This window comes from Streptococcus sp. HMSC078D09, assembly GCF_001813675.1.
Taxonomy (GTDB): Bacteria; Bacillota; Bacilli; order Lactobacillales; family Streptococcaceae; genus Streptococcus.
The window spans coordinates 121,843-134,646 of the sequence record NZ_KV813662.1; the positions used below are offsets into that span (position 1 = coordinate 121,843).

14 protein-coding genes are annotated in these 12,804 nt (G+C 40.9%); 13 read left to right on the plus strand and 1 reads right to left on the minus strand.

What is annotated here, in order from left to right; translation table 11 throughout:
* Positions 1–146: 146 nt before the first annotated feature.
* On the minus strand, positions 147–2,111 hold the full coding sequence (locus tag HMPREF2926_RS03470; RefSeq protein WP_070586467.1) for a peptide ABC transporter substrate-binding protein: 1,965 nt from the start codon (positions 2,109–2,111) through the stop codon (positions 147–149).
* A gap of 259 nt (positions 2,112–2,370) precedes the next feature.
* On the opposite strand from HMPREF2926_RS03470, the gene HMPREF2926_RS03475 reads away from it, so the two are divergent.
* From HMPREF2926_RS03475 to HMPREF2926_RS03535, 13 genes are all read left to right on the plus strand, one after another.
* Positions 2,371–2,697, plus strand: a complete 327-nt coding sequence (locus tag HMPREF2926_RS03475; RefSeq protein WP_070586469.1) for a PadR family transcriptional regulator — start codon at positions 2,371–2,373, stop codon at positions 2,695–2,697.
* Positions 2,694–3,524 carry a hypothetical protein gene (locus tag HMPREF2926_RS03480; RefSeq protein ID WP_070586472.1) on the plus strand — a complete coding sequence of 277 codons (831 nt, stop codon included), beginning with the start codon at positions 2,694–2,696 and terminating at the stop codon, positions 3,522–3,524. Before HMPREF2926_RS03475 ends, HMPREF2926_RS03480 begins: the two co-directional genes overlap by 4 nt.
* Before the next feature lie 285 nt (positions 3,525–3,809).
* Positions 3,810–5,201 carry an APC family permease gene (locus HMPREF2926_RS03485; protein ID WP_070586474.1) on the plus strand — a complete coding sequence of 464 codons (1,392 nt, stop codon included), beginning with the start codon at positions 3,810–3,812 and terminating at the stop codon, positions 5,199–5,201.
* 104 nt (positions 5,202–5,305) lie between these two features.
* A complete protein-coding gene (locus HMPREF2926_RS03490; RefSeq protein ID WP_000141913.1) occupies positions 5,306–5,542 on the plus strand; it encodes a DUF2829 domain-containing protein in 237 nt (78 codons plus the stop codon).
* Positions 5,535–6,233 (plus strand): 3-oxoacyl-ACP reductase, encoded by a 699-nt coding sequence (locus tag HMPREF2926_RS03495; protein ID WP_070586476.1) that lies wholly within the window; start codon positions 5,535–5,537, stop codon positions 6,231–6,233. Before HMPREF2926_RS03490 ends, HMPREF2926_RS03495 begins: the two co-directional genes overlap by 8 nt.
* Before the next feature lie 210 nt (positions 6,234–6,443).
* Positions 6,444–7,103, plus strand: a complete 660-nt coding sequence (locus HMPREF2926_RS03500; protein WP_049486387.1) for an ABC transporter ATP-binding protein — start codon at positions 6,444–6,446, stop codon at positions 7,101–7,103.
* Positions 7,104–7,107: 4 nt separating this feature from the next.
* The gene (locus tag HMPREF2926_RS03505) at positions 7,108–8,310 is read left to right on the plus strand and encodes an ABC transporter permease (RefSeq protein ID WP_070586478.1); all 1,203 of its coding nucleotides are present in this window, start codon (positions 7,108–7,110) and stop codon (positions 8,308–8,310) included.
* 99 nt (positions 8,311–8,409) lie between these two features.
* Positions 8,410–8,907 (plus strand): NUDIX hydrolase, encoded by a 498-nt coding sequence (locus HMPREF2926_RS03510; protein ID WP_070586480.1) that lies wholly within the window; start codon positions 8,410–8,412, stop codon positions 8,905–8,907.
* Positions 8,904–9,344, plus strand: coding sequence for an ASCH domain-containing protein (locus HMPREF2926_RS03515; protein ID WP_070586482.1), 441 nt, complete (start codon positions 8,904–8,906; stop codon positions 9,342–9,344). The genes HMPREF2926_RS03510 and HMPREF2926_RS03515 overlap by 4 nt, the downstream gene beginning before the upstream one ends.
* A 379-nt stretch (positions 9,345–9,723) precedes the next feature.
* Positions 9,724–11,103, plus strand: a complete 1,380-nt coding sequence (gene glmU / locus HMPREF2926_RS03520; protein ID WP_070586484.1) for a bifunctional UDP-N-acetylglucosamine diphosphorylase/glucosamine-1-phosphate N-acetyltransferase GlmU — start codon at positions 9,724–9,726, stop codon at positions 11,101–11,103.
* Between the two features lie 9 nt (positions 11,104–11,112).
* The gene (locus HMPREF2926_RS03525; RefSeq protein ID WP_003006238.1) at positions 11,113–11,658 is read left to right on the plus strand and encodes an NUDIX hydrolase; all 546 of its coding nucleotides are present in this window, start codon (positions 11,113–11,115) and stop codon (positions 11,656–11,658) included.
* 11 nt (positions 11,659–11,669) lie between these two features.
* Positions 11,670–12,005, plus strand: a complete 336-nt coding sequence (gene macP, locus HMPREF2926_RS03530) for a cell wall synthase accessory phosphoprotein MacP (protein WP_024055894.1) — start codon at positions 11,670–11,672, stop codon at positions 12,003–12,005.
* Positions 12,006–12,029: 24 nt separating this feature from the next.
* Positions 12,030–12,722, plus strand: coding sequence for a 5'-methylthioadenosine/adenosylhomocysteine nucleosidase (locus HMPREF2926_RS03535; protein ID WP_070586486.1), 693 nt, complete (start codon positions 12,030–12,032; stop codon positions 12,720–12,722).
* Positions 12,723–12,804: the final 82 nt, after the last annotated feature.

Here is a 12,804-nt window from a genome sequence, read left to right on the forward strand (position 1 = left end):
AGTTTTGAAACTTTAGGTTCAAAACTAAGTTATGGAACTTCGGAGAAGTTCGCTAACGTCCGTACTCACCTAAGGAAAGTTTCAAAGATAGTTTTATCCTTAACCAAAAACACCGAGGATCAAATCCCCGGTGTTTTCTATCACGATTATTTTACGTGTTTTGCAAGTTCTTCTTGCGCTTTTTTGTTTGATTCTTCTTTTTCTTTCAACCAATTCTTATAAGCTTTTTCATGTTCGGCAGTTGTAACTGTCTTATCTTGAAGTTTTTGGTATTTGAAGAAGGTTGATTCACCTTTAATACCAATAGCAGAATTTGGTGCAGAGAATGGTGTTACCTTCGTGATAGATGGAACTCCACCCTTAGAGTAAATTGGAAGAACAATTGCGTTTTCAGTCAACCAAGCTTGGGCATCAGCGTATTTTTCATAACGTGCATTGATATCCAATTTTTCAGCATTGGCAGCATCTAGCAATTCTTTGTATTGGTTCAAACCAATTTTCTCGATGAGCGCTTGGTCTTTCTTAGGATCAAGTCCCATACCAGTCAAGGTTGAACCATCTGTTGGGTTCAAGATATTCAAGTAAGTAGATGGGTCTTGGAAGTCAGGTCCCCAACCAGTGATATCCATATCAAAGTCTTTTTGCTCTGGTGATTGGGCAAAGTAAGTAGCGTTATCTGCATCGTCTGTAGACAATTTTTGTACATCGATCACGACATTGTCTTTACCAAGGGCCGCTTCGATTGAGCTCTTCATAGAGTCTGCTTGTTGGACAAGAGCATTAGAAGATTGGTCTACAACATAGTCGATATGGATTGGGAATTGAACACCTTGTGATTGCAATTCAGATTTTGCTTTTGCAAGTTCCGCTTTGGCTTTGTCCGCATTATGCAAGCTGTCTTGAGCATCAGCAAAGCTCACACCTTTCCACTCATCTCCTGTTGCGGCAAGTTTTTCTTCAACGAGCGTACCGAAGTCTTTTCCGTTGGCTTGCACAAATGTAGGTGGAACTAGAAGTGTACGAAGAGTTCTTGATGCTCCCTCTTTACCATTAGCTTGTGCACTGTATGAAGTTCTATCCAAAGCGAAGTTCAAGGCTTGACGGAAGTTTTTGTTTTGAAGAGCTGTCTTGGTGCTGTTCTTTTGTTCGTCAGAAGTCTTCTTCGTATGACCGTAGTTTTGACGGTTGACGTTGAAGTAAGCGTAGTAGACAGTAGAATCTTGTTGAGAATAAACGATGTTATCCTTGAATTTCTTCTGAATTGTGCTGTAAGTTGAGCTTGTTGGGAAGAGACGAGCAGAAGTTAAGTTACCGTCTGAGAAGTTACGAGCAAGATAGTCTTGGTCTGATCCATCGAAGTAAGTCAATTTAACCGTATCGATGTGAACATTTTTCTTGTCGTAGTAATCAGGGTTTTTATCCAATTCGATTTGTGATTTTGAAGTGAATGATTTCAAAATGTATGGACCATTGTAGAGGATACCATTTGGTTTCACGCTACCAAAGTCTTTCCCAGCTGATTCCAAGAATTTTGCATTAACTGGCATCATAGTAGCAGTCGTTAATTTAGAATTCCAGAAAGATTCTGGTTGGTTCAAAGTGTATTGAAGAGTGTGATCATCAACAGCTTTTACCCCAACGGTTGAGAAGTCTTTGGTTTTCCCGTTTACATAGTCATCCAAGCCTTTGACTGAGTTTTGAACCAAGTAAAGAGCATCTGATTTTTTATCTGCTACGTATTTTAGAGATGTCACGAAATCTTTTGCAGTGACGTCAGCGTATTCATTTCCTTCTGAATCATACCACTTCGCATCTTTTCGAAGCTTGTAAGTATAAGTCAGACCGTCTTTTGAAACAGACCAGTCTTCAGCAAGAGCAGGCACTAGGTTACCGTATTGGTCGTTTTCAAACAAACCATCGACCAAGTTGGTAGTAATGTCGCTTGTAGTTGCACGGTTTGAAGTCAAATAGTTCAAGGTATCAGGGTCAGAACTATACACGTAGTTGTAGGTTGTCCCTTTTGACGCATTAGAAGATGAGCCACATGCAGCAAGGAAAAGCGTTGAAGCCGCGGCGACACCTGCTAAAAGAGCAAGCTTCGATTTTTTCATATTCGTGTCTCCTTTTGAATAATTTAAATTATTATACTCCAATCAATCTACAAAATAAAGTGTTTTTTGAACTTTTTTTGCATATTTACACACAGTTATACAGTAGAACCCTTGATTTTAAGGGATTTTTAAGGAATAAAAATTTTTTTAAAAAATTACTATTATGCTTTACATACTAGTAAAGAAAGAGTATACTGATAGTGAACAGACTAGTATGTAAAACAAATTAGTGAAAAATGTGAAGAAAGAGGTGAGAAGGATGAAAGAGTCCCAATTACTAAAGGGAGTCTTAGAGGGCTGTGTGCTGGAGATTATTTCCAAAAAGGCTATCTATGGCTATGAATTGATCCAAAGTCTCAAAGAGATGGGATTTGATAAGATTGTCGCCGGGACCATTTATCCCCTGCTTCAAAAATTAGAAAAACAAGGAATTATTCATGGGGAAATGAGGCCGTCTCCAGATGGTCCCGATCGCAAGTATTTTTCACTCAGTGATGCTGGAAGAGAGCGCTTAGAGGAATTTTGGGACCAGTGGCAGGAGCTAGTCACAAAAGTAGAACGTATCAAGAAGGAGGGAGAAGCATGAAATCAGCAATGTATTTTGAAGAAACGCAGGCCTTGATGCAAACCTTTAGCCAAGAGGACCAAGCTTATTTCCAAGATCTCTGGGATTATTTCAATCTTGCAGGTTTCTTATATGAGGAGAAAGCCTTAAGAGAGCAGGTCTATAATTTAGCGGTAGATTTTTCACAAGCAAGCGGAGATGGCCTCACGGCAAAGGATTATTTTGGCCTTGATCCGAAGGGAATGGCAGACCAAATCATCGAAAATATGCCCAAAGAATCGACTCGCTCTGTTCTAAAATATGGGGCTATCTTTTCAGGTATTGTGATTTTTTATCGCCTCTTAAGTGATTTTGCTTCCCAAGCGGTCCTTGTGCTCAAGCCGCTAGTCTATTTAACCGACATCATTTTGGGACTCCTAACTGTTGGGATCATCTTCTATCTCCTTCGTCGTCTCATTTTTGCGGAGGAAAAAGCGAAAAAAGAAATTTATGTAGTCTTTGTTCTAGTTCTAGGATTCTATTTTGTCAGTGAAATTGTGGGAGTTCGCTTCTTGCCAGCTATTGCTTGGTTAGCGGTCCCTAGTCCTTGGGATGCTCTTCTCATGACAGGGGCTAGCGGAGCTCTCATTCTTTGGCAATGGAAAGAAGAGTTTGGACGAGCTTTCATCTTTCCTATCGTCGCCTTTTTAGTGGTTAGATTCTTACATCGCTGGACCTTGGCACAAGGAGTTCAGAATCTTGGTATGACGGTTCTTCTGCCCACAGTGATCATCGTCTTTGGGTTGGTTATTTATTATTGGTTTACGATTCGTGCTTTGAAAAAGAATAGGACGGAAAGTGATAAATAGAAAGAAAAGGGGGGCTGGGACAAAAGTCCTAGCCTCTCAATTGATTTTTGGATTGTTGAGTAGGACGCAGTGGTTGAGTACTCAAAGCACTGCTTTGAGGTGGTAGATAGGACTTGCTAAGCAAGTTTCCTAAGTAGTTGTTCGCTTTTCAAGTTCCAAAGATGCCCTACTCAACTGTGCGGAGGTGGGACGACGAAATCGAATTCTAACGAATGACCGATTTCTGTCTCACTCTCTTTCTTGTCCAAGTATGATAGAATAAACTCATTAGATGGGAGAATAGATATGAATTTATTTCGAAAAAAGGGACTTGGGCAAGTACACCCCGGTCTAAATCGCCATTTACGTTTATGGGATTTGATTATTTTAGGAATTGGTGCCATGGTGGGGACAGGGATCTTCACGATTACGGGAACTGCAGCAGCGAATTTAGCTGGTCCAGCCTTGATCATTTCGATTGTGATTGCGGCTTTTTGCGTCGGCTTATCTGCCCTCTTCTTTGCAGAGTTTGCGTCTCGCATCCCTTCAACCGGTGGAGCCTATAGTTACCTCTATGCTATCTTTGGAGAGTTTCCCGCCTGGATTGCAGGTTGGTTGACCGTGATGGAATTTATGACAGCCGTATCAGGGGTGGCTTCAGGTTGGGCTGCTTATTTCAAGGGTTTGTTGGCCAATCTTGGCTGGAGCCTGCCGACGGCTTTAAACGGGACTTTTGATCCAGCTAAGGGAACTTATGTGGATCTCTTGCCTATTTTGGTCATGGTCCTCGTCACTGCCTTAGTCCTTATGAATGCAAAAGCGGTCTTACGTTTTAATTCCTTGCTGGTCTTACTCAAGTTTTCAGCTCTTGCCTTGTTTATTCTTGTTGGGATTTTTCACATAAATCCTGGCAACTGGGCAAACTTTGCCCCTTATGGATTTGGCGAAATCTATGGTGGTCAAACAGGGATTATGTCTGGAGCTTCGCTCATGTTCTTTGCCTTTCTTGGTTTTGAGTCCATTTCAATGGCGGTCGACGAAATCAAGGAACCACAAAAGAACGTCCCTCGTGGGATTGTCCTCAGTCTTTTGATCACAACTGTTCTTTATATCTTGGTCACCCTGGTTTTGACTGGTATGGTTCCTTTTAAGAACTTAAATGTAGAAGACGCGGTTGCCTTTGCCCTTCGTCAGGTCGGAGCTGGTTGGGCTGGAAATTATGTATCCTTAGTGGCTATTTTGACCCTGATTACCGTCTGCATTTCGATGACCTTTGCCCTTTCACGGATGATTTACAGTTTGGCGCGGGATGGTCTTTTGCCAAAAGCTATGAAACAACTCGATTCCAAAACTAGAATTCCCAAAAATGCAACACTAGTAGCTGGATCGATGGCTGCCATTGCTGGTGGAGTCTTTCCACTTGCAAGTATCGCTTCCTTTTTAAACATCTGTACCTTGGCTTACCTGGTTATGTTGGCCCTTGCCCTCTTGAAATTGCGTAAGGAACACGGGGCCCCTGGACCTGGGGAATTTAAAACACCCTTAGTTCCAGTTTTGCCAATCCTATCGATTGTGGTCTGCCTGTCCTTTATGACCCAGTATTCCCTATCGACCTGGCTGGCCTTCGGAGTTGCTCTCCTGATCGGGGTCGGAATTTATTTCGGTTATGGGTATCGCCATTCAGAAGAAAATCAATAAAAGATGAAAGCTAGAGTAGAAGAACTCTGGCTTTTTACATAGAGAAAGCTCTTTTTTTGGTATAATAAAGGGAGAAAGTTAACTAGATAACAAAGGAGAAAAAAATGACATTTGAAGAGATTTTACCAGGCTTAAAGGCTAAGAAAAAATATGTGCGAACAGGATGGGGTGGAGCAGAAAACTACGTCCAACTCTTTGATACCATTGAGCAAAATGGGGTGGCTCTGGAAGTGACCCCTTATTTCCTCATCAATGTGTCTGGTGAAGGTGAAGGTTTCTCCATGTGGAGTCCAACTCCTTGTGATGTCTTAGCGACAGATTGGGTGGAAGTCCATGACTAAAAGGGTCTTGATTACAGGTGTGAGTTCCGGGATTGGTTTAGCTCAAGCTCGACTCTTTCTAGAAAAGGGCTACCAGGTCTATGGAGTGGACCAGGGAGCGGATCCCCAGTTAGCAGGTGATTTTCACTTCTTACAGAGGGACTTAACTCTTGATTTGACGCCGATTTTTGACTGGTGTCCTGAGGTAGAGGTTTTGTGCAATACAGCCGGAGTTTTGGATGATTACAAACCGCTTCTGGAGCAAAGCGCTCAGGAGATTCAGGAGATCTTTGAGATCAACTATGTGACTCCGGTGGAGCTGACACGGTATTATCTGACTCAAATGTTGGAGAAGAAGCAAGGTATCATCATCAATATGTGCTCCATTGCTTCTAGCTTAGCGGGAGGCGGCGGTCACGCTTATACCTCCTCCAAGCATGCCCTAGCGGGCTTTACCAAGCAGTTGGCCCTGGATTATGCAGAAGCTGGAATTCAGGTCTTTGGCATCGCACCAGGAGCCGTCAAAACAGGTATGACCGCAGCGGACTTTGAACCAGGTGGATTGGCTGACTGGGTAGCCAGTGAGACACCCATCAAGCGCTGGATTGAGCCAGAGGAAGTGGCAGAAGTCAGTCTCTTTTTGGCTAACGGGAAGGCGTCTGCCATGCAAGGGCAAATCCTGACCATTGATGGTGGCTGGAGTTTGAAGTAGGGAAATGAAAAAGCAGGAGTTAAAATCTTGCTAAGAAATGTAATTGTTTTTTCCTTAAAAACACAGGGATAATAACAATTATGAAGATAACTGAGGGTAAGTTCAGAAGAACTTTTTGAATGGGCTCTACCTGAAACCTTAAGAGATTGTTTTAGAAGAAACGAATAGTACAATTGATTTGCTAAGTTATTGTGGAATGAAGGTGAAATCATGATTAAATTAGTGAATGTTACTAAATGTTTTAGTGATGGATCGAATGTCAGATACATTTTCAAAAATTGTAATTTTGAATTTAAAAAAGGTAGCACGACTGCAATAGTTGGCCGTTCTGGATTAGGAAAAACTACTCTTGTTAAATTAATATTAGGGATTACCAGTTTAAATGAGGGGGATATCTTAGTCTGTGGTAGTTCCATTTTAGATATGAAAAATTTGAGTAAGGTAAGGCGTAGGAATATTGGCTGTGTCTTCCAAAACTTTAATTTGATTTCAGGTTTCACGGTGAAAGAGAATATTCTACTTCCAAGATATTTTTTTGAAAATGGAGAGAATAACATTAACGAAATTTGTAACACTTTAGGTCTTTCAAAGGAAATGTTAAGCAAGAGTATTGATAAGATTAGTGGAGGTGAAAAACAAAGAGTTGCTTTGGCAAGAGCTCTTATTAACAATCCAGAAATATTGATAGCGGATGAACCTACTGGTAATTTAGATGCTGCTAACGAACAAAATATAATAGAATTGTTGAAGCGGATCAATGAGGAGTTAGGTATCACGATTATAACAGTAACTCATAGTGATAAGGTGGCCAATAGTATGCAGTCTATTTGCACAGTTGTTGATGGCAAAATTGAGTACGTAAGGAGATGATAAAATGAATCATTCCATATTATTCATTGCTAGAAGAGATTTAGAAGTTAACAAACGAAGATATAGATTAGTTAGACTGTCAATAGCGATCTCTGTTTTGCTAATTGTTTTAGTGATGCTCATTTCTAATTCTTTCTATAATAAAATGATTAAAGAAATGACTGTAGCAAATAAAAATGTTGTTACTGTTGCCTTTGGTAATAAAGAAAATTCTCTGAATTATAAAGCTTTGCCTTTATTTTCTAATGAAGATATTGATCGAGTAAAAAAAATAGATGAAGTAAAAAATGTTACTGGTGTAAAACTATTATTTACGGATGATATCAAATTCCAAAATGGTAAGACATCGGTTTCCAATACTATCCATTGTCTAGAAGAAAAGTATTTAAAAAACCTGAATATTAGAATTGCTGAAGGAAAGTTCCCAGAGAAGGACAATGAAATATTAATCGGAGATTCCGTACACAAGGCTACATCAATGAATGTCGGAGATACGGTGACTATTAAGATTGATAATCATAATGTAAAGTTTGTAATTTCTGGCATTATAGACAAGCAAGTAGCGCAGTTATTTTCTACCTTGCCAACAGAAATAAATCAAATGATGGCAATCAATGTAAAAAGTAGTAGCGTTTCATCAAATAAGTATTACTATCTGAATGCTACTGTAAAAAATGGAACCGATTTAAATGAAGTAGCAAACAAGATCGAAAAGACTGTTTTAAAAAATGAAAATTTAAAACAATCTTTATCAGGAACAGGATTAGATGTTGTTGTAGCGACACAACAGGATGTTATCAATATGCTATCCAGATGGTTTTCCTACATCGATCTATTTATCCTATTAATCATAGTTCTTATCTCTATTGTAGCGATTATTAATATCATCAATATTCTAGCCATTACCATTCAGGAGAATCATAAACAGATCGCAACTTTTAAAATCATCGGTGCATCTGATCGACAGATAAAAAGAATATATTTATTTGAAAGCTTTATGATGGGAGTACGAGGTACAAGCGCGGGATTGGTGATAGGAATTGCTATTTCTTATTTGATCATCTTTTTGAGTGGATTACCACTAGATATTGAACTTAGTAGATTGTTGTTCCCGGTATTAATAGGGATACTCACTTCAGTTTTTGCAGGATTATTGGTATCTAGGAAAATTACTAAAATTGATATTGAAAAAGTATTAAATCAATAGAGAAGAAATGATTAGGGTCAATAAGAGATGGTGTTGCAAAAAGAATAGCTATACTGATTTCACTATCGACTGAGCTTTGAATGAAAGTAGGAGGATTTGATGGAAATCAAAAATCACTTTGGTGTCTACGGAGTCTGTTTTAAAGACGGGAAACTGCTCTGCATTGAAAAAACAAGAGGCCCTTATCAGCATCGTTTTGATCTACCGGGTGGTAGCCAGGAAGTAGGGGAAGGACTGACAGAAACCCTAAAGCGAGAAGTTCTTGAAGAGACAGGCTATACGCTTAGCAGTTTTTCAAATCCTAGAATTTACGATGTGATGGTTCAAGAAGAAGGGAAAGACTTCGCAGTGCATCATATCATGGCCTTTTATGATATCGTACTCGATTTCGAGAGCTCTCAAAAATCTCTTCCTCAAGAGGTAAATGATGGGAGCAATGATTCAGCAAATGCAATCTGGCTTCCTATCGAGCAGATGACCGAAGAAAATACCTCACCCTTAGTATTAAAAGTTAAGGCAGAGTTAGGAGGATTTCCAGAATTAGAACTGACAAGCTATAGAAATTGGAAGGTAAAAGAAAAAAAGGAGAACCTATGACACCTCAAGAAATGTGGAATGCCTACAAGCAAATCAATCCCTCTATTGGAGATGAGATAGATGCCTGGGCCTTTGGAGTGGACCCAGACCTTTTAGCGGAACTGGTCTTTAAAGGCGAAAAAACAGCAACCGCCTCAGCTTATGACCTCTACGCAGTAGAGGACGAACCCCTTCCACAAGAAGGGACCTTTGATGTCATTTTAGACAGTCAAGATCAGGCTGTCTGCATTGTCGAAGTCACGAAGGTTTCCGTTCAGCCTTTTCATCAAGTGTCAGTCGATCATGCCTATAAGGAAGGTGAAGGAGACAAATCTCTAGCTTATTGGCGTCAGGTTCATGAAGACTTTTTCAAAGACTGCTTAGGAGAAGCGGGACTGACTTTTACACCTGACAGCAAGGTGGTTTTAGAAGAATTTCGCAAGGTTTATCCATTATAGAACACTCTTTTCTTTTAGAAAATCAGAAAAGAGAATAACTGTTTTCTATTAAAAAATACCTAGTGATTGTGTCAAGCTAAAAATACTGCCCAGTTCTTAGAACTATTAAAAGATTTTTTGAGACTTTCCGCTGTGAGAAAAGCGCTTGAAACCTAAAAGTTTCAAGCGCTCGGGAGTTTTGAAACTTTAGGTTCAAAACTAAATCATGGAACTTCGAAGAAGTTCGCTGATGTCCGTACTCACCCAAGGAAAGTCTCAACGAAGATTTGATCTTAATCTGACTCTCCTTCTAGGAGAGTTTTTTGGTTTGGGTCTTATTTTCCAAAAGGGCTAAAAAATGGTATAATGTAAGCGATATTGTACAGAAAAGAGAAATGTTATGCCAAATTATGCCATTATTTTAGCAGCGGGGAAAGGTACCCGTATGAAATCAGATCTGCCTAAGGTTCTTCACAAGGTTGCTGGGATCTCTATGTTGGAACATGTTTTCCGTAGTGTTGGAGCCATCTCACCTGAGAAGACGGTAACGGTTGTGGGCCACAAGGCAGAATTGGTGGAGCAAGTCCTAGCTGGACAAACAGAATTTGTTAAACAAACCGAACAATTGGGAACTGGTCATGCAGTTATGATGGCGGAGCCAGTCTTGGAAGGTCTTGAAGGGCACACCCTCGTCATTGCAGGAGATACTCCTTTGATTACGGGTGAAAGCCTCAAACACTTGATCGACTTTCATATCAACCACAAGAATGTAGCAACGATTTTGACAGCCGAAGCAGTCAATCCATTTGGCTATGGTCGGATTGTTCGTAATGACAATGCGGAAGTGCTTCGAATTGTTGAGCAAAAAGATGCGACAGATTTTGAAAAACAAATTAAAGAAATCAATACAGGGACTTATGTCTTTGACAATGCGCGTCTCTTTGAAGCTTTGAAAAATATCAATACTAACAATGCCCAAGGTGAATACTATATCACGGATGTCATCGGCATTTTCCGTGAGGCTGGTGAAAAAGTCGGGGCCTATACGCTCAAAGATTTTGATGAAAGTCTCGGGGTCAATGACCGCGTGGCACTTGCAACAGCAGAAGGCATCATGCGTCGTCGCATTAACCAAGCCCACATGGTCAATGGGGTGAGCTTTGTAAATCCAGATGCGGCCTATATCGATGTCGATGTTGAGATCGCATCAGAAGTGCAAATCGAAGCCAATGTTACCCTAAAAGGGCACACAAAAGTTGGGGCTGAAACAGTCTTAACCAATGGAACCTATATTGTGGATAGTGAAATTGGGGCAGGTGCCGTTATTACCAACTCCATGATTGAAGAGAGCACGGTAGCTGATGGCGTGACAGTGGGACCTTACGCCCACATTCGTCCAGGATCTAGCCTCGCCAAAGATGTCCATATTGGAAATTTTGTCGAAGTCAAAGGTTCGTCTATTGGCGAAAATACCAAAGCTGGTCATTTGACCTATATTGGCAACTGTGAAGTTGGTAGCAACGTCAACTTTGGTGCAGGAACCATCACAGTGAATTATGATGGCCAACATAAGTTTAAAACGACGATTGGAAACAATGTCTTTGTCGGATCCAATTCGACGATTATTGCGCCAGTTGAATTAGGCGACAATTCCTTAGTCGGTGCTGGATCAACCATTACCAAGGATGTACCAGCTGATGCGATTGCGATTGGTCGTGGCCGTCAAGTGAATAAAGAAGAGTATGCCCTTCGCTTGCCACACCATCCTAAAAATAAATAGGAGATTCTCATGCAATTTGAAGAAAAAACCATTGAGCGCAAGGAGATTTATCAGGGGCCGATTTTCCAAGTGGTCACTGATCAAGTAGAACTACCAGCTGGAAAAGGCCAAGCGCAGCGTGATTTAATCTTCCATAACGGAGCAGTAGCGGTTTTGCCGATCACAGAAGATGGGAAAACGATCTTGGTCAAGCAGTACCGCAAGGCGATTGAAAGGACTTCGGTGGAGATTCCAGCAGGGAAGTTAGAAAAGGGAGAAAATGCAGACCCTAAAGCGGCTGCTCTGCGCGAATTGGAAGAAGAAATTGGCTACACAGCGGATCTAGAGTTGTTGTATGATTTTTATTCAGCCATTGGATTTTGTAATGAGCGGATCAAACTTTATGGTGCGACCAACTTGAAAAAGGTGGAAAATCCACGTCCACAAGATGCGGATGAGACCTTAGAGTTATTAGAAGTGACCTTGAAGGAAGCGAAAGATTTGATCCAAACTGGCGAAATCTGTGATGCCAAGACCATCATGGCGATCCAATATTGGGACTTAATCAATAAATAGAGGAGGATCCGATGGGAAAACCTTTATTAACCGATGAAATGATTGAACGAGCAAGGCGAGGTGAGGACATCACTGGTCCTAATATGGTCGATGCTGAAGAGACGAAAATTATTCGGACAGACCACAGAGGATTTGGCTATGAACGTCCGATGAGAGAAAGCCGTATGGAGCGTCCACAAGAGCGTTATTCTCAGGATACTGTGCAGATCCAAGTGGAGCCCACAGTGACCAAGAGTCGTCGCATTGAAGAACGTAAACAAAGTGTGGTCCAATCCAAACTCAATAAGATTTTGTTCTGGATCATTGTGCTCCTCATTGCCTTGATCATTGCTATTTGGCGTCTATAGGGTCGTCACAAGGAGAGAAACGACATGAAAATTGGAATTATCGCAGCCATGCCCCAGGAGTTAAAAATCTTGGTTGAAGCCCTTGAAAATGGGGAAAAGCATCTGCGTCTTGGAAAAGTCTACTATACAGGATCGATTGGTCGCCATGAGGTCGTTTTGGTGGAAAGTGGTATCGGAAAAGTCATGTCTGCTATGAGTGTAGCAGTCTTGGCCAATGATTTCAAAGTGGAAGCCATTATCAATACAGGTTCTGCAGGTGCGGTTGCACCGGGAATGGCTGTTGGGGATATCGTACTTGCAGACAAATTGGCTTATCATGATGTGGATGTGACAGCCTTTGGCTACAAGTATGGTCAAATGGCAGGTCAACCACTTTACTTTGAATCCAGTCGCTATTTTGTTTCAGAGATGAAAAAAGTTCTGGAAGAAGAAGCTGCAACCACACATGTGGGCTTGATTACAACAGGAGATAGCTTTATCGCGAGTGAAGAAAAAGTCGCAACAATTCGGGAGCATTTCCCAGAAGTATTAGCAGTTGAGATGGAAGGGGCAGCTATTGCCCAAGCCGCTCATGCAGCTGGGCGTCCTTTTATGGTCATTCGAGCTATGAGTGATACGGCAGATCACGCAGCTAATATCTCTTTTGATGAATTTATCGTAGAGGCTGGTGAACGCTCTGCTCAAACCCTGATTACTTTCTTGAAGAGATTGGTGTAAAATAAACAATAGATAGAAGTGGGATTGGATGAGTTTTTTTACAATTCATTTTGTCCCTCTTCTTTTTTTGAAGCCGATTCTT

Coding starts and splice junctions, on each gene's coding strand:
- HMPREF2926_RS03495 (WP_070586476.1), top strand. CDS start 5,535: ATGACTAAAAGGGTCTTGATTACAGGTGTGAGTTCCGGGATTGGTTTA.
- HMPREF2926_RS03515 (WP_070586482.1), top strand. CDS start 8,904: ATGACACCTCAAGAAATGTGGAATGCCTACAAGCAAATCAATCCCTCT.
- HMPREF2926_RS03480 (WP_070586472.1), top strand. CDS start 2,694: ATGAAATCAGCAATGTATTTTGAAGAAACGCAGGCCTTGATGCAAACC.
- HMPREF2926_RS03490 (WP_000141913.1), top strand. CDS start 5,306: ATGACATTTGAAGAGATTTTACCAGGCTTAAAGGCTAAGAAAAAATAT.
- HMPREF2926_RS03500 (WP_049486387.1), top strand. CDS start 6,444: ATGATTAAATTAGTGAATGTTACTAAATGTTTTAGTGATGGATCGAAT.
- HMPREF2926_RS03485 (WP_070586474.1), top strand. CDS start 3,810: ATGAATTTATTTCGAAAAAAGGGACTTGGGCAAGTACACCCCGGTCTA.
- macP (WP_024055894.1), top strand. CDS start 11,670: ATGGGAAAACCTTTATTAACCGATGAAATGATTGAACGAGCAAGGCGA.
- HMPREF2926_RS03505 (WP_070586478.1), top strand. CDS start 7,108: ATGAATCATTCCATATTATTCATTGCTAGAAGAGATTTAGAAGTTAAC.
- HMPREF2926_RS03470 (WP_070586467.1), bottom strand. CDS start 2,111: ATGAAAAAATCGAAGCTTGCTCTTTTAGCAGGTGTCGCCGCGGCTTCA.
- HMPREF2926_RS03525 (WP_003006238.1), top strand. CDS start 11,113: ATGCAATTTGAAGAAAAAACCATTGAGCGCAAGGAGATTTATCAGGGG.
- HMPREF2926_RS03535 (WP_070586486.1), top strand. CDS start 12,030: ATGAAAATTGGAATTATCGCAGCCATGCCCCAGGAGTTAAAAATCTTG.
- HMPREF2926_RS03510 (WP_070586480.1), top strand. CDS start 8,410: ATGGAAATCAAAAATCACTTTGGTGTCTACGGAGTCTGTTTTAAAGAC.
- glmU (WP_070586484.1), top strand. CDS start 9,724: ATGCCAAATTATGCCATTATTTTAGCAGCGGGGAAAGGTACCCGTATG.
- HMPREF2926_RS03475 (WP_070586469.1), top strand. CDS start 2,371: ATGAAAGAGTCCCAATTACTAAAGGGAGTCTTAGAGGGCTGTGTGCTG.